The sequence below is a fragment of the Sorangium sp. So ce321 genome (assembly GCF_051530195.1).
Taxonomy (GTDB): domain Bacteria; phylum Myxococcota_A; class Polyangia; order Polyangiales; family Polyangiaceae; genus Sorangium.
This window is the reverse complement of record NZ_CP150329.1, coordinates 7431638-7456453: the sequence shown is the minus strand read 5'-3', so window position 1 is coordinate 7456453 and position 24816 is coordinate 7431638. Positions and strand designations below refer to the sequence as shown.

General features: G+C 72.7%; 22 protein-coding genes and 1 pseudogene. 8 read left to right on the top strand and 15 right to left on the bottom strand.

Annotation, left to right across the window (positions count from 1 at the left end; genetic code table 11):
• Window positions 1-53: 53 nt before the first annotated feature.
• Window positions 54-1625 (bottom strand): hypothetical protein, encoded by a 1572-nt coding sequence (locus tag WME89_RS27390; RefSeq protein ID WP_438002660.1) that lies wholly within the window; start codon window positions 1623-1625, stop codon window positions 54-56.
• 127 nt (window positions 1626-1752) lie between these two features.
• On the opposite strand from WME89_RS27390, the gene WME89_RS27385 reads away from it, so the two are divergent.
• Entirely contained in the window at window positions 1753-2625 is an 873-nt protein-coding gene (locus WME89_RS27385; RefSeq protein WP_438002659.1) for an MBL fold metallo-hydrolase, read from the top strand.
• 66 nt (window positions 2626-2691) lie between these two features.
• Here the strand turns inward: WME89_RS27385 and WME89_RS27380 are convergent, their stop codons facing one another.
• Window positions 2692-3369, bottom strand: a complete 678-nt coding sequence (locus WME89_RS27380; RefSeq protein ID WP_438002658.1) for a DUF192 domain-containing protein — start codon at window positions 3367-3369, stop codon at window positions 2692-2694.
• Window positions 3370-3435: 66 nt separating this feature from the next.
• On the opposite strand from WME89_RS27380, the gene WME89_RS27375 reads away from it, so the two are divergent.
• A complete protein-coding gene (locus WME89_RS27375) occupies window positions 3436-4245 on the top strand; it encodes a peptidylprolyl isomerase (protein ID WP_438002657.1) in 810 nt (269 codons plus the stop codon).
• 106 nt (window positions 4246-4351) lie between these two features.
• Here WME89_RS27375 and WME89_RS27370 read toward each other — a convergent pair whose 3' ends face one another.
• The gene (locus tag WME89_RS27370) at window positions 4352-5266 is read right to left on the bottom strand and encodes a lamin tail domain-containing protein (protein ID WP_438002656.1); all 915 of its coding nucleotides are present in this window, start codon (window positions 5264-5266) and stop codon (window positions 4352-4354) included.
• Between the two features lie 301 nt (window positions 5267-5567).
• Here WME89_RS27370 and WME89_RS27365 point away from each other — a divergent pair, with 301 nt between their 5' ends.
• The gene (locus tag WME89_RS27365; RefSeq protein ID WP_438002655.1) at window positions 5568-6020 is read left to right on the top strand and encodes a hypothetical protein; all 453 of its coding nucleotides are present in this window, start codon (window positions 5568-5570) and stop codon (window positions 6018-6020) included.
• 11 nt (window positions 6021-6031) lie between these two features.
• A complete protein-coding gene (locus WME89_RS27360; RefSeq protein WP_438002654.1) occupies window positions 6032-7696 on the top strand; it encodes a MopE-related protein in 1665 nt (554 codons plus the stop codon).
• Between the two features lie 29 nt (window positions 7697-7725).
• On the opposite strand, the gene WME89_RS27355 is transcribed toward WME89_RS27360, so the two are convergent.
• The 4 genes from WME89_RS27355 to WME89_RS27340 form a co-directional block, all read right to left on the bottom strand.
• Window positions 7726-8709 (bottom strand): hydroxymethylglutaryl-CoA lyase, encoded by a 984-nt coding sequence (locus WME89_RS27355; RefSeq protein ID WP_438002653.1) that lies wholly within the window; start codon window positions 8707-8709, stop codon window positions 7726-7728.
• Between the two features lie 32 nt (window positions 8710-8741).
• Window positions 8742-10181 carry an amidophosphoribosyltransferase gene (gene purF / locus WME89_RS27350; protein ID WP_438002652.1) on the bottom strand — a complete coding sequence of 480 codons (1440 nt, stop codon included), beginning with the start codon at window positions 10179-10181 and terminating at the stop codon, window positions 8742-8744.
• A 262-nt stretch (window positions 10182-10443) separates the two neighbouring features.
• Entirely contained in the window at window positions 10444-11145 is a 702-nt protein-coding gene (locus tag WME89_RS27345; protein ID WP_438002651.1) for a hypothetical protein, read from the bottom strand.
• Window positions 11146-11265: 120 nt separating this feature from the next.
• Window positions 11266-11739 carry a cyclic nucleotide-binding domain-containing protein gene (locus tag WME89_RS27340; protein ID WP_437617550.1) on the bottom strand — a complete coding sequence of 158 codons (474 nt, stop codon included), beginning with the start codon at window positions 11737-11739 and terminating at the stop codon, window positions 11266-11268.
• On the opposite strand from WME89_RS27340, the pseudogene WME89_RS27335 reads away from it, so the two are divergent.
• Window positions 11632-11850: pseudogene (locus tag WME89_RS27335) on the top strand (hypothetical protein); the annotation flags it as partial. The gene WME89_RS27340 and the pseudogene WME89_RS27335 overlap by 108 nt on opposite strands.
• Here the strand turns inward: WME89_RS27335 and WME89_RS27330 are convergent.
• The 4 genes from WME89_RS27330 to truD are packed head-to-tail and all read right to left on the bottom strand — an operon-like array spanning window position 11808 to window position 15406.
• The gene (locus WME89_RS27330) at window positions 11808-12824 is read right to left on the bottom strand and encodes an energy transducer TonB (RefSeq protein WP_438002650.1); all 1017 of its coding nucleotides are present in this window, start codon (window positions 12822-12824) and stop codon (window positions 11808-11810) included. The pseudogene WME89_RS27335 and the gene WME89_RS27330 sit on opposite strands and share 43 nt — an antisense overlap.
• A gap of 19 nt (window positions 12825-12843) precedes the next feature.
• A complete protein-coding gene (locus WME89_RS27325; protein WP_437617548.1) occupies window positions 12844-13347 on the bottom strand; it encodes an ExbD/TolR family protein in 504 nt (167 codons plus the stop codon).
• On the bottom strand, window positions 13347-14111 hold the full coding sequence (locus WME89_RS27320; RefSeq protein WP_437617547.1) for a MotA/TolQ/ExbB proton channel family protein: 765 nt from the start codon (window positions 14109-14111) through the stop codon (window positions 13347-13349). Before WME89_RS27320 ends, WME89_RS27325 begins: the two co-directional genes overlap by 1 nt.
• A 59-nt stretch (window positions 14112-14170) precedes the next feature.
• A complete protein-coding gene (truD, locus tag WME89_RS27315) occupies window positions 14171-15406 on the bottom strand; it encodes a tRNA pseudouridine(13) synthase TruD (protein ID WP_438002649.1) in 1236 nt (411 codons plus the stop codon).
• A 191-nt stretch (window positions 15407-15597) separates the two neighbouring features.
• Between truD and WME89_RS27310 the strand changes: the two genes are divergently transcribed.
• Complete coding sequence (locus tag WME89_RS27310) at window positions 15598-16326, top strand: SUMF1/EgtB/PvdO family nonheme iron enzyme (protein ID WP_437663117.1); 729 nt, start codon at window positions 15598-15600, stop codon at window positions 16324-16326.
• Between the two features lie 54 nt (window positions 16327-16380).
• Here WME89_RS27310 and WME89_RS27305 read toward each other — a convergent pair whose 3' ends face one another.
• On the bottom strand, window positions 16381-16719 hold the full coding sequence (locus WME89_RS27305; RefSeq protein WP_438002648.1) for a hypothetical protein: 339 nt from the start codon (window positions 16717-16719) through the stop codon (window positions 16381-16383).
• Between the two features lie 54 nt (window positions 16720-16773).
• The gene (locus WME89_RS27300) at window positions 16774-18333 is read right to left on the bottom strand and encodes an HAD-IG family 5'-nucleotidase (protein WP_437617542.1); all 1560 of its coding nucleotides are present in this window, start codon (window positions 18331-18333) and stop codon (window positions 16774-16776) included.
• Between the two features lie 464 nt (window positions 18334-18797).
• On the opposite strand from WME89_RS27300, the gene WME89_RS27295 reads away from it, so the two are divergent.
• Complete coding sequence (locus WME89_RS27295) at window positions 18798-20981, top strand: response regulator (RefSeq protein WP_438002647.1); 2184 nt, start codon at window positions 18798-18800, stop codon at window positions 20979-20981.
• Window positions 20982-21099: 118 nt separating this feature from the next.
• Here the strand turns inward: WME89_RS27295 and WME89_RS27290 are convergent, their stop codons facing one another.
• Complete coding sequence (locus WME89_RS27290) at window positions 21100-21921, bottom strand: SDR family NAD(P)-dependent oxidoreductase (protein WP_438002646.1); 822 nt, start codon at window positions 21919-21921, stop codon at window positions 21100-21102.
• A 362-nt stretch (window positions 21922-22283) separates the two neighbouring features.
• Window positions 22284-22598 (bottom strand): Mpo1-like protein, encoded by a 315-nt coding sequence (locus WME89_RS27285; RefSeq protein ID WP_438002645.1) that lies wholly within the window; start codon window positions 22596-22598, stop codon window positions 22284-22286.
• Window positions 22599-22828: 230 nt separating this feature from the next.
• Here WME89_RS27285 and WME89_RS27280 point away from each other — a divergent pair, with 230 nt between their 5' ends.
• On the top strand, window positions 22829-24787 hold the full coding sequence (locus WME89_RS27280; protein WP_438002644.1) for a sigma 54-interacting transcriptional regulator: 1959 nt from the start codon (window positions 22829-22831) through the stop codon (window positions 24785-24787).
• The last annotated feature ends 29 nt before the right edge of the window (window positions 24788-24816 follow it).

The window sequence follows — 24816 nt, the reverse complement described above, 5'->3', positions numbered from 1 at the left end:
CGAGGGGTGTTCATCCGGTTCGCTGTCCCGGTCGCGGCCGAGCTCCGGCCACGTCAGAAGCGGAGCTTGCAGCGGAGGATCGCGCTCGGGGTGACGCGCGCGGCGGTCAGCCGGCTCGCGCGCGCGTCGACGCGCGCTCGCACCGCCACCGAGCCCGCCAGCGTGCGGCTCATCAGGTCGCGCGCGAGCAGGCCCACGGCGCCGGTCAGGTGCGACATCGCGGCGGAGCCGGCCAGGAGCGAGCACGGGATGGATCCGGAGAGATCCATGCCGATCGAGGCGTCCGCGCCGTCGCGCTGGATCGTGCCCGTGCCGGTGAGCTTCAGCGCGCCGGCGGCGACCTCGACGCCGCCGAGCGCGACGCGCTGGCGGTCCCCCGAGATGCGCGCGTCCGCCTTGAGGGTCGTGGTGTCGCCGAAGAGGAGCCCGTCGAGCTCCTTCGGGTGGGGCAGGGTGAAGCCCTTCACCGTGAGCGCGATCGGGCCCTCGAGCGGCGCCTCGGACAGGGCGGTCCGATCCGCGCCCTCCGCGAGCCGCAGATCGAGCGTGCCGGACACGATCATCTTCGCGGCGCCGACGTCGACGCCGAGGAGCGCGCCGACGGCGGTGAGAGGAACCGGCGCGAGCGCGATCGAGGCGCTCGGGGAGGGCCGCGGCCGGAGCTCGGCCCGGAGCGGCGCCGCGGCGACGTCCTCGCCGCCGAAGCCGAGGGAGATGGAGGTCGCGCCGATCGACCACGCGACGTCGGTGCGCGCGATCTCCTTGCCGGCGACGAGCACGCGCGCCTGCTTGAGGACACCGGCCTCGGGCTGCGGCGCGCCGGGCTGCGGCGCGGCGGCGCCCTGGCCGGAGGCGGCCGCGCGCCGCTGGAGGGAGCCGTCGGCCAGCGCGAGGACCTCGGGCCCGCCGTCGCGATCCCGGAGGCCGAGGCGCACGCGGCTCGTCGTGAGCGGCAGCGCCGCCGCGCGCGGGCCATGCTGGGCGACCCACGCTGGCAGGCCCTCCAGGGCGTCGGTCCCCACGAGGGTGATGTCGACGCCATCGGCCGCGATCCGGGCCGGCGAGAGCCCGCGCAGCTCGATCGTGGCGCGCGCCACAGTGCCCGAGAGCCCGCGCACCCCGAGCAGCGAGAAGCGCGCGTCGCGCAGCCGGACGGCGCCGAGGCCGAGGTCGATGACGCCCGGCTCCAGCGCGACGCCGCGCGCGCGCGCTTCGGCGATGATGCGCCGGCGGATCGCGGGCGGACCGAGCACGAGGAGCGCAGCGACGGCGGCGCCGAGGACGGCGAGGAGGATGACGAGCGCCGCGATCACCGCGCGCCGCCGCTTGCCGCGCCGCGCGCCACTGTCGCCGCTGCTGCCGTTGCCGCTGCCACCGTCGCCGCTGCTGCCGCTGCCACCGTCGCCGCTGCTGCCGCTGCCACCGTCGCCGCTGCTGCCACTGCTACCGCTGCCGCCGTCGCGGCTGCCGCCGTCGCGGCTGCCGCCGCTGCCGCTGCTACCGTCGCCGCCGTCGCTGCCGCTGCCGCCGTCGCTGCGGAGGCTGCCGTCGCCGGGGACACCGCCGCGCGGGGCCTCCGGGGCGGGGTCAGGGGAGGGGCGGGAGGAGGGGCGGGACGAGGGCACGACGGAGTGGAATTCCTGTAGCGTCGTTCGAGCGCCCTCGCGAGCGCTTCGCGCGGCTCAGCGCGCTTGCAGCCAGGCCCTCGCCTGCGCTACGGCTCACAGGAGCACCCGTTCCGCGGAGCCCGGCATGCAGATCACCATCATCGCGAGCGGGAGCGGAGGCAACGCCACGCTGTTCGCCTCCCGCGGCACGCGCGTCCTCGTGGACGCGGGCGTCGGGCCCCGGGTGCTCGCGCAGTGCCTCGCGGCAGCCGCCACGGCCGGCGCGCGCGGTTCCACGTCGGATTGCACGTCGGGTTCGACGTCCCGTCCGACGTCGGAGTGGACGCCCGACGCGATCGTCATCACGCACGCGCACGCCGACCACGTCGGCGTGGCGGCCAGGTACAACAAGAAGCACAAGATCCCGATCTACGCCTCGGAGGCGACCGCGCGCGCCGCGCACCTCGGCGATCCGGAGCGCGTCCGGCTCTTCTCGCCGCGCGAGCCGTTCGCGATCGGCGCGCTCACCTTCTCGCCGAGGCCGCTGCCGCACGACGCGGCGCAGGTCGCGCTCGTCGTCGACGACGGCGCGCGCCGGGCCGCGCTCGTGACCGATCTCGGGGAGGTCCCGCCGGGGCTCCTCGAGCACGTCGCCGGCTGCGACGTCCTGATGCTCGAGTCGAACTACGACGAGGACATGCTCGACGCCGGCCCGTACCCGCAGCACCTCAAGCGCAGGATCCTCTCGGCGCGGGGCCACCTGTCGAACGCGCAGGCCTGCGCGCTGCTCGCGGCGCTGCCGGGCGGCACGCACACGGTCGCGCTGATGCACCTCTCGGAGAACAACAACCGCCCGGATCTGGCGCTCGCAGCCGCCCGCGACGCGCTCCTCGGCAAGCGCGCGCGCCTGCTCGCGGCGCCGCCGCGCGGGCCGCTCGTTCTCGACACAGCGCCCCCGCCCGGCGCGGCGCGCGCTCCGCTCGCCGCGCGGCAGCTCGGCCTGTTCCCGGGGATGTAGCGCCGCCCCGCCGCGCCGTGGGCCGCCCTGGCCGAGGAGCGCATCGGATCGCGCGCCACGCGCGCGTCAGATCCCCTCGAGCCGGACCTTCTGGCCCGCGACGACGCCGTGGCGCCGCGCCCAGCCGGCGTTCAGCTCGAGGACGTACGTCGAGGGGCAGCCGACCTCGAAGCTCGAGTCGTTGAGCGTCGGAGTGTTCTCCTCGATACCGACGATCGTTCCATCGCTGTCGATGAACAGCATGTCGAGCTGGATGCACGTGTTGTGCATCCAGAACGAGTGGTTGCTCCGCTGCTCGAAGACGAAGATCATCCCGCGGTTCTCCGGCATGCTCTTTCTGTACATGAGGCCGCGGGCGCGCTCCTTCTCCCTCCGCGCGATCTCGACCACGACGTCGGGCGCCTTCGCCTCGAGGAAGATCACCTTGCCGGTCGCGAGCTGGAACGGGCTGGCCGGGTCCTCCGGGCACGCCGGGTCCGGGCCGGCGCGCGTCGGGAGCGGCCGCTCCGGCGTCGCCGGGGTCGCGTGGATGCAGCGGCCTTGGTCCGGCGTCCCGGTCGACACCGGCGGCGCGACGTCAGGGGCGGGGACGCCGACGACGGCGCTGCGGGGGGTGACCGGCACCGGCTCATCGACCCGGCGCTCGCAGGCCCCGAGGGCGCTCGCGAGCAGCAGCGCGCCCAGGGCGGGGGCGAGCGGGGCGAGCGAGGACAGACGGGTCGCGAGGGCGCGGCGCGAGCTCATGCCGCTTCCTACCACGGCGAGGCTCGTCCTTGACCGCCGGACCGCGACGCGCGAAATCGTTGCCCGATGATTGTCCGAGCCTTCTCCACCCAGTCCATCGCCACCCTCGCCGCGCTGGCGGTCCTCGCAGGATGCTCGAAGACCCCGGAGCCCACGGCCGAAGAGACGCCCAAGCCGAAGACGACGCCCGCGTCGACGGGCGCGCCCGCGTCGAAGCCGGCCGGGGGCAACGCGGAGGCGGAAAAGGAGCGCCCTCAGCCGCAGCGACGCAAGGTCACCGCGCGGCCCGTCGCCGAGGTCAAGCCCAGCGAGGACGACCCGGTGAAGGGCAAGTGGACGCTCGAGGACGCCACCAAGGGGCTCCCGCCGGGCAAGACGCTGACCGCCTCGATCGAGACCGATCTCGGCGCGCTGTCCTGCAAGCTGTTCGACGACAAGGCGCCGATCACGGTCGCCAACTTCGTCGGCCTCGCGCGCGGCATCCGGCCCTGGAAGACGCCGGAGGGGGCGTGGGAGAAGAAGCCCGCCTACGACGGGACGATCTTCCACCGGATCATCAAGGGATTCATGATCCAGGGCGGCGACGCGAAGAAGAACGGCACCGGGGAGGCCGGCTACGTGATCCCCGACGAGGTCTGGGAGGAAGGCAGCCACGACCGCGCGGGCCTTCTGTGCATGGCGAACCGCGGCAAGAACACGAACTCCGCCCAGTTCTTCATCACCGACGCGGCCGCGTTCCACCTCGACAACGGCTACACCATCTTCGGCGAGTGCGGGCCCGAGGAGCTCGTCCACAAGCTGGCCAGCGTCGATGTCAAGGGCGAGCGCCCGGTCACCCCGCCCGTCATCAAGAAGGTGACGATCACCCGGCAGTAAGTGCGTCCCGGCGCTTGACGTCAGATGACGTCGAGCGCCGCCGCCGAGCCCGGCCGCGCGGCGACGCGCGGCCAGGGCCCGAGCTCGGTGCGCCGACGGAGGCCGGCTACTCGCAGTCGCTCGCCTCACCGGGCGACGGCGCGTCCGACACCTTGAAGCTGACGTCGAGCCACTCGCTGGTCTCGTCATGCCCGGTGATGCCGTTGCCCTCGGTCAACAGCTCGCCGTACTCGAGATTGCCACAGCGCGCGATGCTCTGCCTGTCGCCGGCGACCGCGGCCGCCCGCTGGCTGGCGCGCGAGGTGTCATCGGCATAGCCGGTCTTCCCTGTCTTGTACGCCATCTCGGAGTTCCCGAGCTCCGCGCCCCAGATGACGTAGTCGACGTCCCTGACCGGGCTCTCCTCCGTCCCGTCCCACTCGAAGAGGATCACCATCTCTCCATCGCCCGTGAGGAGCCCGCCGGACTGCGCGCCGAGCGCGCCGTTCGCGGGCGCGAGCATGGGAGGAATGTCCTCCCCCCCGCAGGGGATGGGCGTCTCGTCAAGCGCGAAGTCGGCGCACCGTTCGTACTCGAGCTCGAAGCCGTCGTGGCTCGCGAGCACGAGGTGCGCCCCCGCCGGAATCACGGTGCCGGCAGGGAACTGGACGAGGAAGTCCGTCCCTGCGCTGGCGTTCGGGTTCCAGGGTTCACCCGCTGCGATGAGATAATAAACGGTGTTGTCCGAAAGGTAGTAGTTGGTCAGGTCGATCTCGGCATCGGTCGGGTTCCAGATCTCGATGAACTCGGCCGCTCCAGGCGACACGACGACCTCCGAGATCAGCAGGTGGTCGGCGGCCTCACCGCTGACCTCGCCACCGCCGCCGCCATCGCCGCCGCCCGCGCCGCCATCACCGCCCGCGCCGCCGCCGCCGGTCTCACCGCCGCCGCCGCCGCCGCCGCCTTCGCCGGTGGTGCTCGACGTGGTGCTGGAAGAGCTCGCCCCGCCTCCTCCGGTCGCGTTGTCACCGCCGCAAGCCATGAGGTGGGCGAGCGCCAAGGGGGAAGCAGCGAGGAGTGCGATACTGAGCAGGTTGCGCTTGTGCATTGTTGAGAGATACATCAGAGAGCCGGCCAACAGGCAAGTGGGATTGCAGCCTGGGGGAAAGGATCCACCTCTCGCGGTCGCGTCAGGACGCTGCCCTCGCCGCCAAATGCATGGCGGGCGCGCGAGGAATCGATAGCATGGCGCCATGCGACGGCGTTTCTCGCTCTTCCTGACACTTCTCTGCGCACCGCTCCCTGGGCTGGGTCTGGCGGTCGGTTGCGGCCATACAGTCATCGTGGACGAACCGTCTGCAGGTGGCGGGGGCGGCGAGGCCGGCGCGCCTCCCGTCCCGAACGGCGAGGGAGGCGCTGACGCGGGAAAGGACACGCTCGACGAGTACGTCGATCCCGGTTGCCCCGACGTGGAGCCGATCACCGACTTCCAGTGCGATCCCTACGATCAGTCCAGCGGCTTTTGCGGGCCCGGCGAGGGGTGCTTCATCTTCGTGCAGTATCCGAGTGAGCCGTGCGGGCAGGAGATCTACGGCGCCTTCTGCGCGCCGGCCGGCCCCGGGGGGCAGGGCGATCCGTGCAGCGGCGGCGGCGAGTGCGGCGCCGGGTTCGCCTGCGTCGTGACCGGGTCGGGCACGCAGTGCGTCGAGCTCTGCGAGCTCAGCGGAGACGACCATTGCAGTCCGGGGCTCGTGTGCGAGCCGATCGACGTGGCGGGGATCGGCGGATGCTTGTGACGAGACGCTCGGTGGATCGGCGCGCTCGGCGCGCGCATCGGAAGACGGCCCTGACCCTGGTCCTGGTCGGGATCCCCCTCGGCGGCGCCGCGCTCTCGGGGGGGTGTGGCGCGCGGACCGGGCTGAACATCCCGCCGCCGGCGCCGGAGTGCATGGTCGACGCCGACTGCCCCGGCGCCGACGACCTCTGCAAGCCGGTGTTCTGCCAGCTCTTCGCGGCGGAGGCGCCCGACGGCGGCGCGGCGCCTCCCGAGGGCGCGGCGGGCGGCGGGCCGCAGCGGCGCGGCGGGACGTGCGTCGAGCTCGTGCCCGTCGATTGCGACGACGGCGACCCCTGCACCCGCGACACCTGCGAGAGCGCGACAGGGACGTGCACCTACGGGCCGTCGACGCTCGACACCGACGGCGATGGCTTCCGCGCGTCGCTGCCCGGCACGGTCCCCGGCGAGCCGCTCGCGTGCGGCGACGACTGCGACGACGCGAGCGCCGCCGCCTTCCCCGGCGGGCGCGAGATCTGCGACGGCGTCGACAACGACTGCGACGGCACGGTCGACAACGGCGCGCGCTTCGTGCCGCTCGACGCGGACGCGACCCGCATCTCGGGCGACATCGCGCCGGCCGGCGCCGGCGGGCTCGCCTGGAGCGGGACCTCCTACGCGGCGCTCTACACGGGGACCACGCAGGGCTTCAACCTGTACCGATCGATGATCAGCGTGGAAGGCGAGCCGCTCGCGCCCGGCGAGGAGATCATCACGCCGAAGAACGGCGACGCCTCCGGCGGGCCCATCGTGTGGGTTGGCGACCGGTACGGCGCCGCGTGGCAGGACCGGCGCGACGGCGACTACGAGGTGTACTTCTCGCTGCTCGACGAGAACGGCCAGAAGGTGGAGGGCGGCGATCGGCGGCTCTCCGAGGCGTTCGGCTTCTCGGTCAACGTGGCGCTCACGTGGAACGGCTCGGAGTTCATCCCCGTCTGGCAGGACGAGCGCAACGGCCTCTTCGATCTGTTCGCCCAGCGCATCGACATCGACGGCAACCTGATCGGCGAGAACGTCCAGCTCACCGACTCGTCGAGCGGCTTCGGCAACGAGGCGCCCGCCGCGGCCGCGGGCCAGAGCGGCATCGGCGTGGCCTGGTCGACGGGCGACGCGGTCACGCACGTCATCCAGTTCCAGACGTTCTCCGCCGAGCTCGACCCGATCTCGCAGATCGTGCGGCTGACGGACGGCGAGACCGACGCTGTCTATCCGACGGTGGTCTGGAACCGCGATCGCTACGTGGTCGCATGGTTCGACAAGTCGGCGAGCCCCAAGGCCATCTATGCGGCCGCGATCTCGGAGGACGGCGAGCTCCTCACGCCGCCCACGGCCATCTCGAACCCTGGCCCGTTCCGCTCGCGGTATCCCTACCTGCGCGCGCTCGGCGACCGGGTGCTCGCGATCTACTCGGACGATCGCGATCAGAACGACGGCTACGAGCTCTACGCGGTCACCGTGACCGCGGACCTCGTGCCGCTCAGCGACGAGCAGCGGCTCACCTTCGCGCCCCGCGATAGCATCAGCCCGATCGCGACGTTCGGGCCGGAGGGCGACGTCGGCATCCTCTTCCGCGACGATCGCGAGGGCGGCGAGCACCACGTCTTCTTCACCCGGCTCGGCTGCGTCGCGGGCAACTGACAGCCCCGCGGCAGTGGCGCGGGGACGGCTCAGCTCCGGGTCGGCTGGCGGCGCAGCCGGAAGGGGCCGGCGCGGTGGACCTTGCCCGGGAGCGGGCGGCCGATGACCTGCTCGGCGATGTTGCCCGCCTCGATGAGCTTGTCGAGATCGATGCCGGTCCGGACCCCCATCCCGTGGAGCATGAACACGAGGTCCTCGGTCGCCATGTTGCCCGCCGCGCCGGGCGCGTAGGGACAGCCGCCCACGCCGGCCACGGACGCGTCGAAGTCGCGCACGCCGAGCTCCAGGCCGATCAGGATGTTGGCGAGCGCCGTGCCCCGCGTGTCGTGCAGGTGCAGCGCGAACCGCTCGGGCGGCATCGCGTCGAGGAAGCGGCGCACGATGTCGTGCGTCTGCCGCGGGGTGCCGATGCCGATCGTGTCGCCGAGCGAGACCTGGTAGCACCCGAGCTCGATGAGCCGCTCCGCGATGCGCACGACGCGGGCGGGATCGACGTCGCCCTCGTAGGGGCAGCCCCACACCGTCGACACGTAGGCGCGCACGGCGAGGCCCGCCTCGCGGGCCGGAGGGACGATCTCCGAGAACACGGAGAGCGTGTCGTCGATCGACTTGTTGATGTTGGCGCGGTTGTGCGCCTCGCTCGCGCTCAGGAACACGGCGATCTCGCGCAGGCCCACCGCGAGCGCGCGCTCGAGGCCGCGCGCGTTGGGGCACAGGGCGCTGAAGGTCACGCCGTCTTCGGGGACGAGCGTCCTCGCGAGCTCCTCGGCGTCGGAGAGCTGCGGGACCCACTTCGGCGAGACGAAGCTCGTGATCTCGATCCGCCGGAGGCCGGCGGCGACGAGCGCCGCGACGAGCCGCCGCTTGCCCTCGAGCGAGATCATCGCCGACTCGTTCTGGAGCCCGTCCCGGGGGCTCACCTCGTAGATCGAGACCTCGTCGGCGACGCGCGCGAAGAGCGGCGCGGCGGCGGCGCGGTCCGCGCTGGCGTGCTTGGCGGTGCCTTCGCTCATCGGCAGACCCTCGGCGTCAGAGCGAGGCAGCGTCAACCGCTCACCATCCGGAGCTGCCTGTTCGGCGCGGCCGGCGTGAAGGGGATCGGGTAGCTCCCGGAGAAGCAGGCGTGGCAGTAGCTGTCCGCCGTCGGCCGCGGGATCGAGGCGTTGCCCTCGCGCACCTCGACCGACCGCACGCTCTCGACCAGGCCCTCCAGCGACAGGTAGCCGACGCTGTCGGCCGTCAGGTAGCTCGTGATCTCTTCCACGGAGTGGCTCGAGGCGATGAGCTCCGAGCGCGTCGGCGTGTCGACGCCGTAGTAGCAGGGCCAGCGCGTCGGCGGGCTGGAGATGCGGACGTGCACCTCGCGGGCGCCGGCGTCGCGGATCATCTTCACGATCTTCCGGCTCGTCGTGCCGCGGACGATCGAGTCGTCGACGACGACCACCCGCTTGCCCTCGATCACCGCCCGGTTCGGGTTGAGCTTGAGCCGGACGCCGAAGTGCCGGATCGACTGCTGCGGCTCGATGAACGTGCGGCCGACGTAGTGGCTGCGGATGAGCCCCATCTCGAACGGCGCGCGGGCGCGGTCGGCGAAGCCGATCGCCGCCGGCAAGCCCGAGTCGGGCACGGGGATCACGACGAGGTCGTCGCCGGGCTCGACGGGCTGCTCGACGGCGAGGCGCCGGCCGAACGCCTTGCGGACCTCGTAGACGCTCACGCCCTGGAGCGTCGAGTCGGGGCGGGCGAAGTAGACGTGCTCGAAGATGCAGAGCTTGCGCTGCTCCGGCGCGAAGGGGAACTCGGAGCGGACCCCGTCCGCGCTGATGATCAGCATCTCGCCCGGGGCGACGTCGCGCACCTTGCGCGCGCCGATGAGGTCGAACGCCGTCGACTCGCTCGCGACCACGTGGGCGACGCCGGTCCCGCTCGCCATCTCGCCGAGGCAGAGCGGCCGGATCGCGCGCGGATCGCGCACGGCGATGATCTCGCGCTCCGTCAAGAACAGCAGCGAGTAGGCGCCCTCCACCTGCTTCAGCGCCTCGGCGATGCGATCGCGGAGCTCTTCCTTCCTGCTCATCGCGATGAGGTGGACGATCGACTCGGTGTCGCTCGCGGTCTGGTAGATCGAGCCGCGCGCCTCGAGCTGATCGCGCAGGGCCTCGTGGTTCGTGAGGTTGCCGTTGTGCGCGACCGCGAGCGAGCCGCGCGCGTAGTCGACGCCGAGCGGCTGCGCGTTCTTCAGGTGCGAGCCGCCCGCCGTGGAGTAGCGGACGTGGCCGATCGCGCGATCGCCGGGCAGCGTCGCGAGATCGGACGGCGAGAAGCCGGACTGCACCCGCCCCATGGCGCGGTGGCCGAAGAGGCGCTCCCCGTCGCTGCTGACGATACCGGCAGATTCCTGCCCTCGATGCTGGAGCGCGTGCAACCCGAGGTAGGCCATGTTGGCCGCCTCGGGGTGGCCAAAGATTCCGAACACACCGCACATGCCGCCTATCTAGTACGAAAACGGGGCATGACCCACCGTCATGGCGATCTCTCGTCAAGGATGAGGCGGCCGAGCGCCGGCGCGGGCGGGAGGTGGACGCCGGTGCGACGTCGGAGCGCGGGGCAGACCTCCAGGGCAGCTCCGCCAATAGTGTAAGATAATTAACGAATAACAGGCAGGCGAGGCGCTCCGAGCTCGCCGGAGCCCGGGAGTTCGCGCTATCGGATGAGGAGCGCGAGCGAGGCGGCCGGGGATAGTCCCGTTATTCCGGGATATTCCAGAGCTTCTCGATGATCTTGGTTTCCATGGCGTCGCCGTGGCACGTGCCGCACTCCATGTCCTCCTTGTTCGCCCGCGCGAGCTTGTTTTGGTACTCCTCCTCCATGAACGCCTGCAGGGCCTTCTTGTCCTTGCGGTTCAGGACGTGCTCGTTCCCTGAGTGACAGCTGTCGCAGAAGAGCGTGCCGCCGCTCTCGCTGCGGAGCGGCACCACGAAGTGACGCCACATCTCGCGCGCGACCTTCATGTCGCGCGTCTCTTTCTTGAAGTCGCCTTCGGCGTGGCAGCCCTGGCAGGTGTCGTAGCCGAGCGCCTTCTGGAGCAGCGGCATCACCTTCTTCTTCTGCGCCGACGGGAGCTTCTCGAGCTCGGGGATCTTCTTGAGGTTGATCCCGATCTTCTTCAGATCGGCCTCAAACTTGGTCGCCTGGAGCGGCGTCGACTTGGCGGGCGCCTCGTCCTCGTCACCCTTGTCCGCTTCCGCGTCCTTGTCCTTGCCCGCGGTCTTGTCCGACTTCGCCGGCTTCGCGCTCTCGGATCCGGCGGTCGCGCTGTCGTCGCCCGGGCTCGACTCCCCGTCGAAGTCGTCCTTGTCGGCCGCCGTCTCGGGCGGCGGCGTGGCGGAGCCACATGCTCCTGCGAAGGCGCCCATCAAGAGCGCGAGGGCGAGCGCTGCGTGCTTCATCCTGGCTGCCATAGTCCTCCAAGGGATCGTCAATGCGTGAGCGGACCGTCGCGCCCCTGTACACAGGGCCGCGCCGCCTGGGACGCGCCCCCACGGTCGCCGGGCGATCGGGCCCGCACTTTACTCGAATTTGCCTGAGACAGAGAGGAACGTGAGCTTGTTGTTCGTCTCGCGGAGCCGCTGGACGAGCATCCGGACGACGTTCCAGAGGACCTCGTACGCGAGCTCCTTGTGCAGGAAGAGCAGGTCCTCGAACGCGTCCTTCGACACGGTGAGCAGCCGGCACCGCTCGTGGACGCGCGCGTCGGCGGAGCGGGGGGCCTCGTCGAGCAGCGCCATCTCGCCGAACACCGCGCCGGGGCCGAGCACCGCGAGCGCCTCCTCGCCCATGCCGGCGATCTCGCGGCTGATCCGGACCCTGCCTTCGAGCAGGATGTAGAGCTTGTCGCCCGGATCCCCGTGCTGGAAGATCTTGGTGCCGAGGGCGTGCGTCTCCTCGCTGGCGACGCGCGAGATGAGCTCGAGCGCGGCCGGGGTGAGGCCCTTGAACAGGGGGACCTTCGAGAGCTGCTCGATCCGTTCGGGGACGATCACAAGCTGCCGCGGAGAATAGCCGAGGCGCCGGCCGTGAAGCGAATTTTAAGGGAGCTCGCGGCGCGAACCTACCGCGTGAAGCTCACCGTGATGGGCGGCGTCGTGGCGGCGATCGGGGAGCCCGCGCGATCCTTGCCGGCCGTGTACCGCCGGCTGAGCGCGCACATGCGCGCGGCGCGACCGAAACCGTGTCCGGGATCACTGACGACCTTGACCGACAGCGGGCTGCCGTCGGGCCGCACGGTGACCATGAGGACGACCTTCGCCTGGTCGATCTGGTCGACATCGGCTTCCGGCGGGAAAGGACAGTTCCAGTTGCTGCTGCCGACGAGGCCAGGGGGAGCCGAGCGGTCCGGCCCCGCGGGGACCGGCGGCGGGACCGGGTCGCCCGTGCCCTTGCCCCCGACGACGCCCCCGACCTTCGCGTTCGGGTTGAACGTGGGGGCCTTCGCCGTGCCCGCGCCGGCGACCTGGCCGTAGCCGACGCCCTGACCCTCGCCGCTCGCGATGCCGCGATCGGTCATGTCGAGGACCTCCTCGGGATCCGGCTCGCGCGTGAGGACCTTCGCCGCCTCGGCGGCGGCGGGGGGCGGCTCGTACGGGTCGTCCTTGGGCGGCGGCGTGTTCGCCTGGGGAGGCGGCGCGACCTTGGGGACGGGCTCGGGCTCGGGCGCCGGCGGCTCGGGCTCCGGCGGCTTGGGCTCCTCGACCTTCGGCGGCGTGACGTCGACCTCGTACATCGCCCAGAGGTAGTCGTGGATGCCGACGCGCATCTCCGTGACCATCTGCCGCATGTCGTGCAGCGAGCCCGAGACGATGGCCCGGGCCGAGGCCGCGCTGTGGCTGGTGAGCGCCAGCGTCACCCCGAGGAAGGCGCCGACCCGCGAGGCGCGGTCGCCGAGCGTCAGCACCGCGGCGAGCGGATCCGCGGCGCGACGCCGGTCCCCGGCGCGGCCCGCGGCCGGGGCGGCGAGCGATGTCGGGGGCTCCGGGGCTCCCCCAGGGTCAGCGCCGCCGCGCCTGTCTCGGCGGCGGCGCCCGTCGTGGATCGCCCCCGCGGCGCGATCGCTCGTGGCCTGGCTCATAAGCTCTCGCTCGGCGCGCTCAGGGCGCGGGGCTCGGTGTTGCCGGCGCGGGCGCGACCGGGGGAGGCGCGGCCGGGGCGCCCGGCGCGGCACCCGGCGCCGCGCCGGGCTCGGGCGCGATCGGCGTCACGCCGAACGCGATCTTGGAGACGCCCGCCTGCTTCAGCAGATCGAGCGCGCGGATCACCCGCCCGTGCGGGACCGTCGTGTCGGCGCGGATCACGGCGCGGAGCTCCGGGTTCTTCGCCTGGGCCTCGCGCGCGATCGGCAGGATCGCGTCCTCGCCCGCGAGCTTCTTGCCGTCGGCGAACGTGTCGCCGTTCGCGTGCAGCTCGAGCCCGAAGACGAGCTGCACCTCTTGCCCCTGCGCCGCCTTCGGCAGGTCGAGGGGGAGCGACTGCGAGACGATGATCTTCGCGGTCACCATGAAGATGATGAGGAGCACGAGGGTGATGTCGACGAGCGGCGTCACGTTGATGCCGCTGATCATCTCGTCGTCGTCGTTGCGGCTCGTGGCGGCCATCAGCGCTCCTCCTCGCCCGCGCCGCCCTTCTTGAGCTCCTCCTGCCGCGCCGCCCTCGCGACCTTGGCGCGCGGCTCGGCGGCGACGGCGGGCGCGGCCCCGGCGAACGCCGGGTCGATCTTGAGGTGCGCGAGCAGGACCCGCGTCAGCGCCTCGGTGTTGGCCAGCGTCGACTTGATCTTGCGCAGGAAGAAGTTGTTCGCAGCGACCGCGGGGATGGCGACCGCGAGGCCGACGGCCGTCGCGACGAGCGCCTCGGCGATGCTCGACATGACCGCCTGCGGCGCCATGGCCTGCGACGCGGCCTGCGCGACCGGCGTCTTCGCCGCCTGGCCGAGCGCGTCGAAGGCGCCGACGACGCCGATGACGGTGCCGAACAGCCCGATGAACGGCGCGTTGTTGCCCAGCGTGCCCAGGTAGGCGAGGCGCCGCTCCAGCTTCATGCGCTGGAGCGCCGCGGCGCCGGCCATGGCCTCCTCGGCCGCCTCGGGCCCCTGGTGCGCCACCGCGAGCCCGGCCGAGACGACCGCGGCCTCGGCGGAGGGCGAGGCCTCCATCCGCCTCCGCGCCGCCTCGATCGAGTCGTCGAGCGACGTCCGGAGGTCCCGCGCGAGCACGGAGAGATCGTCGCGGAGGGACCAGAAGAACCAGGCGCGCTCCAGGATGATGGCGACCGAGATGACGCTGAGGCCGATCATCAGCCACATGACCCAGGCGGCCCCGAATCCGACCATGATGCGCTGCAGCCACTCGACGAGGTTCATCTTGTTCCTTGGTGCCTTTCCCGATGGTGTGGTGGGTGGGAGCCGCGCTTCGAGAGGTCCTACGGTCCGGCGCCGGGCTGCCCTTCCTCGACTGCGTCGTCCTCCTCCGGAGCGGGGGCGCCAGCCGCCCCCGGCCTGCTGATGGAGGGCTGGGGAGCGGAGGCGTCGACGAGCCGAAAGACTCGCCCAAGGACGGTCGTCGCGTAGCCGCCCTTCGGTAGCACAAACGAGACGACGATTCCTTGCCCTGCGCCCGGATCGACCGCCGCGGGCGGCGCTCCCGAGACCGCCGTGGCCTCCCCGGCGCCCGGCCCCGCGGCCGACACCTCGAGGTCGTCGACCTCCAGCCGGAGCGGGCGCCGCGTGCCCTCGCCGGCGTGGGCGAACGCGTCGAGCCTGCGGGGGTCGCCGATCGCCGCCGTGAGCACCTCGCGCTCCAGCGCGAAAGGGGCGCCCTCGGGCCAGCGCATCTTCCGGCCGAACATCGGGCCTGTGGCCGAGATCGCAAGCGCGGCGGCGCGCGCCTCGGCGTCCGCGAGCTCCGGGCCCTCGAGCGGCACGAGGAACAGCCCGCCGCTGTCGCGCTTCTTGGCGAGGTCGCCGGGGAGCACGGCGCTCCAGCTGCCGTCTGCCTCGCGGCGCGCGAGCACCTCGTTGAACCAGAGCGACTGCAGCGCCGAGAAGAGCAGGCGCTGCTCGCGCTTGTCGCGCGGCCCGCGCTCCCGCCCCGTGATCCACGCGAGCGCGCGGTCGGGGTTGTCGCCGTTGCGACCGAACCGTTGCGGCCCGAAGGCGTTCGGCACGCCGGCGCGGCCGATCTCGGCGAGGCGGCGCTCGGCGAGCGGCAGCGCGGCGGGGTCGATGCCCCGGAGCGTGATCCGGAACCGGTTGCCGACGAGGTGCCCGGGCTTGAGCTTGTTGTCGTGGCGAGAGACGGCGAGGATCTCGATCCCCGGCAGCTCGGCCTGCGCCAGCAGGGGCGCGGGATCCCGCGCGAGCGGGAGCTGGATCGAGGCGGTCTGCGTGGTGATCGCGTGCCGGTCCTTCATGCCGGCGAAGCCGGTGCTGTTCGGGTCGGCCCCGAGCGCGAGCGCGAGGGCGCGCACCGCGTCGGGCGTCGTGCGCCCCGTCTTGCGGAAGGTCACGAACACGTGCTCGCCGCGGCCGCTCGGCGCGTAGGCGGGGAGCTCCTCGACGACGAAGTCCGCGGGCGAGCTCCGGAGCACGGCCGCGGGGAGGTCGCCGGGCGAGCCCGCGGCCGCGGGGGCCGCGACGAGCGGGGCAGTGGTTGTCATGGGAGCGGGAGGGTGACCGAAATCGCCGCGGCGTCCAGCGGCGAACGCGCGCGCGCAGCCTGCGGAGATTTGCCCGCATCGGCGCAGATCGGCTATGGGACACGGCCCGCCCGGGCCTCGGCCTCCCCGCGATGCGACCGCCCCACCCGCCTCACCCCCGCGCGCACCGGCCCCTGTCGCTCGCGCGATCGATGGCCGTCGCCGCGGGCGTCGCGGCGCTCGGCCTCGCGGTCCTCGGGCTGCCGAGCCCCCGGCCGGCTGCCGCCGCGCGCAAGGGGTGCCCCGCGGGCATGGCCTCGGTCCGCGGGGAGTTCTGCATCGATCGCTTCGAGGCGAGCACCGTCGAGCTGCTCCCCGGCGGCGGCAAGCGCCGGCACTCGCCGTTCGAGCCGGTCGGCAAGCTGAAGGTGAAGGCGCTGAGCCGGCGCGGCGTGAAGCCGCAGGCCTACATCAGCCGGAACCAGGCCGAGGCGGCCTGCCAGAACGCCGGCAAGCGGCTCTGCACGGACGAGGAGTGGGTCACCGCCTGCAAGGGCAAGCGCGCCACGGTGTTCCCCTACGGGCGCGAGCGGGAGCGCGGGGCCTGCAACGACGGCGGCGTCTCGTCGTTCAACCGCTACTTCGGCCAAGGGGGCGAGGCCCCGCTGTCGGCCTTCACGTGGGCCAACATGAACGACGCCCGCCTGAACCAGCTGGAGGGCACGCTGGCGTCGACGGGATCGTTCCGCCGCTGCAAGAGCAGCTTCGGCGTCCACGACATGGTCGGCAACCTGCACGAGTGGACGAGCGCGGCGCGCGGGACCTTCCGCGGCGGCTACTACCTCGACAGCGCCCGGCACGGCGACGGCTGCGACTACAAGACCACCGCGCACTCGACCGGGTACCACGACTACTCGACCGGCTTCCGCTGCTGCAAGTGACGCGGCCGCGCCTCGCGTGGGCCGCGCCCGGCGCCGGGGCGCGCGGCGCGGCGGCTACCTGGCGCCGGAGAACCCGCCGACGCCGACGCCGCCGGGCACGGGCCTGGGCGGCTTCGGCTTCGACGGCGGCGCGGTCCCGCAGTCCTCGTCGCTGGTGTCGACCGTGGTGACGTCGTAGCAGCAGAGCTCGCCGTCGAAGTCCCCTTGGCTGTCGATGGACTCGATCGCGCTCAGGCAGCCAGGGTTCTCGAAGAACACGCGCGCCTCCTCGCTGGAGGGGCACGCGCCTTCGAGCTCGGTCCAGTGAAAGCAGGCCCGCTTGCCGCAGCCCGAGGAGAGGAGGGCCGGGGCGGCGAGCGCGAGGACCAGCGGGCGGAGGTGGGCGATGCTCATGTCGATCTCCTGAAGCGGCGCCCGCGCGCTGGCGCGGGGCAGGGGCCCTGGCGATCAGAGCTCGTGCGGCATCAGGTCGCGCGGGCTCCGGAAGTACTGCAGCGGAGAGTAGGCGAGCAGGTTGGAGACGCGCGACGTGTAGATGCAGGCGTACTCCTCGACCTGATCGCCGAAGCTGGAGGTCTCGTTCGCCTCCTTGAGCAGCGAGCCCCAGTAAGGGTGGAAGCGGCGTGCGATCTCGCGCTCCAGCTTGCCGACCTCGGCGTCGACGGCCCGGAGCTGGCCGCGGATGCGCTCCACCGCGCGCTTCGTCCGGCCCCGCTCGGCCTCGTAGAACGACGTCGCATAGTCGATCTGGACCGGGCCGCCGTTCGCCTCCGCGAGCAGCGGGGCGCCGCCCCCGTTGGCGGCGCCGTTCTTCCTGTGCTGCTCCTCCTCGATCTTGCGGGTGAGGTCCTTGTAGCGCTGCTGGTAGAAGCGGAGCTGGTCCTCGAGCTCCTCGCGGCGCCCCTCGAGCATCGCGCTCTCCATGTGCTCGCGGCGGCACGACTCGTGGGCGGCGACCTCCGCCTCCATCTCCTGGATGATCATCGCCGTGCGCCACGCGCTCTCCTTCTTCGAGCGGAGGATGTCGCCGTAGATGTGATCGCCCACGTAGAGGACCCGGTCCCCGGAGATGTTCAGGAACTTCTCGAAGTCGAGCAGGTTGCCCCCCTCGTAGATGGCGCCGCGCTCGAGCGGCGGCGTGGCGGGGCGGGTCTCGGCGCCGTCGCGGATGAGGAGCGGCCGGCGCTCCTGGAAGAACGCCGGCTTCTGCGCGGCGACGACGATGACGTCGAAGTAGTGCCGGAAGCTCGGGTACTCGGGCATCGCGTCCCCGAGCAGGTACGTCATCATCTTCTCGGTGAACGGCCAGCGCGAGTTCGTGAGCAGGAACAGCTTCTTGCCCGCGGAGCGGAACTTGTGGAGCGTCTGCGCCAGGTTCGGGTCGCGCTGCACGAAGCGCGGCAGGTCCGAGAGGACGACGTCGAGGATGGTGCCGTCCCGGTGGGCCTCGTCGATGCACTCGCGGATGTCGGTGAACAGCCGCGCGTAGTCGAGGGGGACGCCGCGCTCCTCGAGGGCGTCGACGATGCCGGCGTAGAGCGTGGCCTCGCTCAGCGCGTAGAGCGTGTCGATCCAGTGGTAACGGGCGGTGTTCGGCCGGATCTTGCGGTGCTGGTAGAGCGACCTGAGCTCTTCCTTCGTGAGCTCCCGGAGGCCGTGGTACCCGCGCTGGACCACCTTGAACCGGTCCATCTTGAGCACGTGGCCGAAGCGCTTGTCGATCAGCAAGCCACGGATGGGGAAGTGGATCGGGTAGCGGAGGCGCCGCAGGAGCTCCTCGGGGTAGCCGCGGGCGGCGAGCTTCGTGACGGTCCCCTGGATCGAGAGGTTGTCCATCTCGGTCTGGTTGTAGATCGCCAGGGTGTAATCCATGTCGAAGCCCACCCAGTCGACCCCCGCGAGCTTGAGGTTGCGGTTGACGAAGACGCGTCGGGTCCGCGGGATGCGCGTGGGCTCGGTCTGGGGATAGAGCCCTCCGAGAGGGAGCTCGAGCTGCTCGAAGAACACGGTGGGTCGACTATGGTATCCCAGCCGGGGGGGCGTACAAAGGGCGCCACCTCGACGAACGCGCGTCACGCGCATGCCGCGGGCGGGTGCGGCGACGTGCTCCTGCGTGCGCGGCGCGATGGAACTGCGCTCCCGTGCCGTCTCGAGCGGTCGAGGATCCGCATCCGTCAACGACGGGCACCCTCGTTCGATGCTCTTCGCAGCGCCCCAGCCGGTCTCCCGTAAACCCCCCGCCCAGCGCCCCACCTCGTGGTGGCTCAGCACGCTGCGCCGCCGCGCCGCGCGGATGTACGACGAAGCGCTCGACCTCTCCCGGCCGATCCCGTGGGAGGCGGCGAGATGGCGCCGAGCCGTCGTTCGAGCGCCCACGCTAAACTTTTCTCCTGCACATTGTAATGAGTACACTTGAAGCTCCGGCGTCGCGGGCTCGAGCGGGGCGGGCGCCAGATCGTGTCGGGGCGTGGATGGCAGGCAAGGAGCAGCGCCGGAGCAGCCCAGAGAGCGGCCCCGGGACGAGGAGCAGTGAATCGGCGGAGCGCGCGCTCACGCCCGAGGAGCGCGCTGCGCGCCCGGGGACGCGCGCCGAGGACGAGGGCGACGCCGGCGTCCTCGCGCAGATGCGGCACGAGATCCGGACGCTGCTCAGCGGGATCATCGGCGTCAGCGGCCTGCTGCTCGACTCCGAGCTCGATCCAGAGCAGCGCGCCTGGGCCCGGCGCGCCCGGACCAGCGGCGACACGGCGCTCTCGATGATCGACGACCTCATCGATCTCGTGCAGCCGGGCGGCCGCGCGCTCCCCGTCGCCCGCGTCGATTTCGACCTTCGCCGGGCCGTGGAGGACGCGGCGGAGGTGCTCGGCGAGCGCGCGCACGACGACAGGACCGAGCTCGTGCTCGACATCGAGTCCGACGTGCCAGGCGCAGTGCGCGGCGACGCGGCGCGGCTGCAGCAGCTCCTGCTGAGCGTCGGGACCTTCGCGATCCGCGCGGCGCCCCGCGGCGAGGTGCTGGTGCGCGCCACGCTCGACGATGACGGCGAGGGCGGCGAGGGGCCGCGCGCGCCCGGGGGAGCGGGCGTGCGGGTGCGCTTCGACGTGCGCTTCGCGGGCGGGACAGGGCTCGACGCGGGCGTGAAGGAGCCGGGGGCAGGGGACGCGCCGGGCGGGGGACCGAGGCCCGCGCCCGAGCTGGACGCGAGCACGGCGCCCGGGCTCGCTGTCGCGCGGCGCCTCGTCGGCGCGATGGGGGGCGAGCTCCGCGCCCCCGAGGAGCCCGGCGCGCGTCGCCGCCGGATCGCGGTCGTGCTGCCGTTCGAGCGGCGCGGGCGCGGCTCGGAGCGCGCGCTCATCCCGCGCATCGACCTGCCCGGCAAGCGGGTGCTCGTGGTCGACGACAGCGGCTCGGTGCGCCGGGTCGTGCGGCGGCTGGTCGAGGAGCTCGGCCTCGCGTGCAGCACCTCGGCCGACGGCGCCGAGGCCCTCGCCGCGCTGCGCCAGGCGGCGGACGCCGGGTCGCCCTACGACATGGTGCTGATCGACCTCGAGCTCGCCGATCTCGACGGCCTGAGGCTGCTCCAGCGCATCAAGGCGGACGCCGCGATCGCGCCCGTGCGCAGCGTCCTCATGACGTACCCCGGCAGGGAAGCGCCGAGCCGCGCCGAGATCGACTCGGTCCTCATCAAGCCGATCCGGCGCGCGCAGCTGCAATCGAGCCTGCGGCTGCTCGCGGGGCTCCCGCCGGAGCACGTGGCCGCGGGGGTGCGCGCGCACGCGCCGAGGTCGCGCCGGGGGCCGCCGTCGGCCGACGCGCGGAGCTCATCGCGCCCCAGGGTCCTCGTGGTCGACGACGACGCGGTGAGCCAGAAGGTCGCGGCCTTCATGGTCGAGAAGCGCGGCTACCGCGTCGAGGTGGCGGGCAGCGGCCGCGCCGCCGCCGAGGCGGCGCGCCGCGCGGGCTACGCCGCGGTGCTGGTGGCCTGCCGCTCGCCGGGCCACGACGTCCACACGGCGGTCGCGGAGCTCCGCCGCGCCGATCGCCCCGACCGGCGGACGCCGATCATCGCCATGACGGAGGGCGCCGGGCGCGACGCGCGCGAGCGGTGCCTCGCGGCGGGGATGGACGACGCCCTGGCGAAGCCGCTGAAGCAGGACGAGGTCGACCGCGTCCTCCGGACCTTCGGCGCGTCGTCGCGATCCGGGTCGTACGAGGCCGTGCCGCACGACGCCGCCCCGCCGAGCGTGGAGCTCGCCCCGCCGACCCTGGTCACGCCCTCGCCCCCGCCGGTCCAGCGGCGCGAGCAGCCCGCCGCTCCCGCGAGGCCGCGGGGCGGGCTGCGCGCGATCGAGCCCGACGTCGTCGCCGAGATGATCGAGCTCTTCCTGACGGAGGCCCCGACCCGGGTGGCCGCGATGCGCGAGGCCGCGGCGCGGGGCGCGCTCGGCGAGCTCGAGCGGCTCGCGTGGGCGCTCTACGAGAGCGCCGACAAGCTCGCTGCGCTCAACCTGAAGGAGCTCTGCGCGCGGCTCGACCGGGAGGCGCGCGCCGGGACGATCGAGAGCGCGACCGCGGCGGTGCAGGCGATCGCGCGCGAGGTGGAGCGCGTCCAGTCCTCGCTCGCCGCGGACCCCAAGCGGCGGGGACCCCGGTAGCGGGGCGCGGAGGCGCCCGCCTGAACGTCACCGACGCGCGGACCGCCGGCCGCGGCGCTGCTCGCCGCGGGCTCCGTGCGGGTCACCGCGCGCGGCGGGCGTCCAGGGGAGCGCGCGATCAGCAGGGGAGGCCGACGAGCCTCGTGCTCATGTCCCAGAGCCGCGTGGCCGCCTCCCCGTCGGTGGCCATGCCCTTGAGGGGCCTCACCTTGGTGCGCTCGAAGAAGGCGGGGCTCTCGGCTGGCGCGCTGTCGGCCAGGATCGCGAGGAGGTTCGCCGCGGCCTGCGCCGGGGTCGCGCCCACGACGTCGATCAGCGTCTTGAGGACGCGCGAGGTCCCCTCGAACAGCCCGGATCGAACGAGCCCGGGGTAGTAGCAGAGCACCTGGGCCTCCGTGCCCGAGAGCCGCTCCGAGAGGCGGCGCGCGGCGAGCACGAGCGCGAGCTTCGACCGCGCGGAGGCGGAGAGGAACGAATAGGAGCGCTTCGACATGAGGTCGTCGAAGTCGAGCCGGATGCTGTCCACCGGCGCGACCATGTTGACCACGCGCGCGCCGCCCGCGGCCTCGAGCCGGTCGAGCAGCAGGTTCGACAGCAGGAAATGCGACAGGTAGTTCACCTGGAACGTCATCTCGAGGCCGTCAGCCGACTCGGCGCGCTCGCGCAGGAACACCCCCGCGTTGTTCACGAGCAGGTGAACGGCCCGGTGCCGGTCAGCCACCTGCCTGGCGGCCGCGCGCACCGACGCGAGCCGGCCGAGGTCGCACTCGACGAGATCGATCTCGCCGAGCGCCTTCAGGGCGGCGAGCTTCCTCGCGCCCTCGGAGCTGGTCCTGCGGCAGAGCACGGCGACCCGGGCGCCCTGCCGCACCAGCGCGGATGCCGTCGCGAGCCCGATCCCCGAGGTGCCCCCGGTGATCACCGCGACTTTCCCCCTCATGCTTTGCGCACACCCCATCTCCCGTCTCCTCATCTGGCCGTCCTCGACCATCTCGTCGCCTGCGGCGGCGGGCCGGTCACAACGCTCCGGGAGCCTGTCGTCGACGGGAGCAGGCGGCGGGCACACGCCGAAGCGCCGAATGACGCGGTGCCCGCCGGGAACCCCCAGAAAGAAGAAGAGTCGTCGCCCCCCGCCCACGACACAGGTACGACCGTGCGCGCATCACGTCAAGCAAGCTTTGCGCATCGCAGCACAACGGTCGCAAATACAAAATTCCAGTTTTCCCGGATCTGGTAGTCGGCGCCTCCGCAGAACCGTCGTGGGCATTGGCGGCAGCGGTGAGCGGGCCCTGCTGCGGCGCGTCAGGCCTCGGGCGTCTCCTCGAAGACGCGCAGGCCGTATTTGTCGAGACACCAGAGCACGCCGACGATCAAGCTCCGTTTGTCGTCGACGAACGACGGTTTCTTGCCCTCGAAAACGTGGCCTGCGAACTGGAAGCCCCAGCCCGTCGCGAACATCGCAGCCGCGAGCGGGAGGCCGATGAGCGTCGCGCCCACGGGGAAGCTCGCCACGATCAGCGGTATGCCGATCTGGTGACACGCCTGGTTGCGTGGGTCCTGGTGGTCTTCCTTGTACCGGCGGAGCACCTGTGTCCATTCGGCGTTGAGGCGGAGCATGCGGCCACCTTACCATGCTGCCGCGGGGCGCGGGGCGCGGGGCGCGGGGCGCGGGGCGCGGGGCGCGAGGCGGCGGCGCGCGCGGGGCGTGGGCACGCGTCCACGTCCGCAGACCGCCCGCCCGCAGGCCGCATGCGCGCAGACCGCGAGGTCCGCGACGCTGCTTCCTGATTGCCGTTGGAAGGAATGAGGCGTAGTTGGGCAGTGTGAGCGGTCACAGCACCGGCCCCATGGCGACGACGGCACCGCTGTCATTCAAGACAGGGGAGCTCATCCAGGGAGCGCGCTCGGAGAAGCGGCGTGTGCTCCTGCTCGTCTATCATCATGATGGCGTCGAGATGGCCCCGATGAGCCCCGGCGTCGGCGTGGTCGTCGGCAGGGAGCCGCCGGCCGACGTGGTGATCCGGGACAGGAGCATCTCGCGCAGGCACGCGCGCTTCACGCTGATCGGCGGCGAGGTCGTGGTCGAGGACCTCAACTCGCGCAACGGCACGCGCATCTCCGGGCAGCGGGTCGAGACCGGCGTGGTCAAGGCCGGCGACGAGGTGCTGCTCGGCGGCATCGTCGCCTCGGTGCACGTGCTCGCCGGCAGCGAGCTGCCGCCGTTCGGCCTGGAGGGGTCCGACGCGATCCGCGTCGCCCTGCAGGCCGAGATCGTGCGGTCCAGGTTCTTCAGCCGCAAGTTCGCGCTCGTCGTGGTCCGCTCGCTCGGCGTGCAGGCGAGCCACCTCCGCCACTGGGGCCTGCGCGTGCGCGAGGCGCTGAGGCCCGTCGATCGCGTCGCCTTCTACAGCGCCGACACCCTCGAGATCCTGCTCCCCGAGGTCACGCCCGAGCTCGCGGAGGAGCTCGCGCGGGCGATCGTCGCGCGCCGCGAGGGCGAGCCCGTGCTCGTCGCGGGGGTCGCCGTGTTCCCCGACGCCGCGACCACCATCGACAAGCTGATCGAGGTCAGCCACGAGGCCTCGCGGAGCGCGAGCCCGGCGGAGCCCGTGCACCTCGCGGCGCCGGAGGGGGCGCTGCTCTTCGTCGCGCCGAAGGTCGAAGGCGCCCGGCCGCCCGAGGAGGAGGGCTCCCCGGGCGCGTCGCCGGAGGGCGAGTGGGAGGCCGACGGCCACGTCCTCGCGACCAAGAGCCCGCTCATGCGCTCGCTCGTCGAGGTGGCGCTGCGGGCCGCGCGCTCCTCGATCCCCGTGCTCCTGCGCGGCGAGACCGGGACCGGCAAGGAGGTGCTCGCGCGGTTCATCCACGACCGCAGCCCGCGCCGCGGCGAGCCGCTCATCTGCGTGAACTGCGGGGCGATCCCCGCGCTGCTCATCGAGAGCACCCTCTTCGGCCACGAGCGCGGCGCCTTCACCGGGGCGAGCCAGCAGCAGAAGGGCGTCTTCGAGGCGGCCGCCGGCGGCACGGTGCTGCTCGACGAGATCGGCGAGCTGCCCGCGGCCGCGCAGGCCGCGCTCCTGCGCGTGCTCGAGACGAAGCGGGTGACGCGCGTCGGCGCGACCAGGGAGATCGAGGTCGACGTCCGCGTGATCGCGGCGACGCACCGCGACCTCGACGCGATGTGCGACGCGGGCACGTTCCGGCTCGATCTGCTCTACCGGCTGAACGCGATGACGCTGAACATCCCGCCGCTCCGCGCGCGCCGCGACGACATCGCGGCGCTCGCGGCGGGCTTCCTGAAGCAGGCGAACGCGGCGCACCCGAGCCGGGTCCAGTCGATCGCGTCCGAGGCGCTGGTCCTGCTGAAGAGCTACTCGTGGCCCGGCAACGTGCGCGAGCTCCGCAACGCGATCGAGCGGGCGGTGGTGATCGCGGAGGGCGAGACGATCATGGCGCGCGATCTCCCGGAGCGCGTCCGCGCGGCGGTGACCGCCTCCAGCGTGCTGCCCGCGCCCGCCCGCGCCGCCGACGTCTCGCGCGCGTCCGATCCCGGCGTGCCGGCCGCGTCCCAGCGCCCGTCGGAGCCCCTGCGCGGGCTGGAGCCGGCGTCGTCGGCGACCCCGATGGCGGGCGGCCTGAAGACGCGCCTGGAGCAGATCGAGGCCGACCTCCTGCTCGAGGCGCTGCGCGCGTCCGACTGGAACCAGACGGAGGCGGCGCGGCGCCTGGAGCTGCCGCTCCGCACGCTGCAGCACAAGATCAAGGTCTACGGCATCAAGAAGCTCGGCTACGGCGTCGCGCGGTAGGCGCCGCGCGACGCCCGGCCGGAGGCGCC

Excerpts from the sequence above, each read along its gene's own strand:
- WME89_RS27385 (WP_438002659.1), top strand. The coding sequence starts at position 1,753 with ATGCAGATCACCATCATCGCGAGCGGGAGCGGAGGCAACGCCACGCTG.
- WME89_RS27325 (WP_437617548.1), bottom strand. The coding sequence starts at position 13,347 with ATGGCCGCCACGAGCCGCAACGACGACGACGAGATGATCAGCGGCATC.
- truD (WP_438002649.1), bottom strand. The coding sequence starts at position 15,406 with ATGACAACCACTGCCCCGCTCGTCGCGGCCCCCGCGGCCGCGGGCTCG.
- WME89_RS27330 (WP_438002650.1), bottom strand. The coding sequence starts at position 12,824 with ATGAGCCAGGCCACGAGCGATCGCGCCGCGGGGGCGATCCACGACGGG.
- WME89_RS27290 (WP_438002646.1), bottom strand. The coding sequence starts at position 21,921 with ATGAGGGGGAAAGTCGCGGTGATCACCGGGGGCACCTCGGGGATCGGG.
- WME89_RS27345 (WP_438002651.1), bottom strand. The coding sequence starts at position 11,145 with ATGAAGCACGCAGCGCTCGCCCTCGCGCTCTTGATGGGCGCCTTCGCA.
- WME89_RS27355 (WP_438002653.1), bottom strand. The coding sequence starts at position 8,709 with ATGAGCGAAGGCACCGCCAAGCACGCCAGCGCGGACCGCGCCGCCGCC.
- WME89_RS27380 (WP_438002658.1), bottom strand. The coding sequence starts at position 3,369 with ATGAGCTCGCGCCGCGCCCTCGCGACCCGTCTGTCCTCGCTCGCCCCG.
- WME89_RS27305 (WP_438002648.1), bottom strand. The coding sequence starts at position 16,719 with ATGAGCATCGCCCACCTCCGCCCGCTGGTCCTCGCGCTCGCCGCCCCG.
- WME89_RS27375 (WP_438002657.1), top strand. The coding sequence starts at position 3,436 with ATGATTGTCCGAGCCTTCTCCACCCAGTCCATCGCCACCCTCGCCGCG.
- WME89_RS27285 (WP_438002645.1), bottom strand. The coding sequence starts at position 22,598 with ATGCTCCGCCTCAACGCCGAATGGACACAGGTGCTCCGCCGGTACAAG.
- purF (WP_438002652.1), bottom strand. The coding sequence starts at position 10,181 with ATGTGCGGTGTGTTCGGAATCTTTGGCCACCCCGAGGCGGCCAACATG.
- WME89_RS27320 (WP_437617547.1), bottom strand. The coding sequence starts at position 14,111 with ATGAACCTCGTCGAGTGGCTGCAGCGCATCATGGTCGGATTCGGGGCC.
- WME89_RS27370 (WP_438002656.1), bottom strand. The coding sequence starts at position 5,266 with ATGGCTTGCGGCGGTGACAACGCGACCGGAGGAGGCGGGGCGAGCTCT.
- WME89_RS27295 (WP_438002647.1), top strand. The coding sequence starts at position 18,798 with ATGGCAGGCAAGGAGCAGCGCCGGAGCAGCCCAGAGAGCGGCCCCGGG.
- WME89_RS27280 (WP_438002644.1), top strand. The coding sequence starts at position 22,829 with ATGGCGACGACGGCACCGCTGTCATTCAAGACAGGGGAGCTCATCCAG.
- WME89_RS27310 (WP_437663117.1), top strand. The coding sequence starts at position 15,598 with ATGGCCGTCGCCGCGGGCGTCGCGGCGCTCGGCCTCGCGGTCCTCGGG.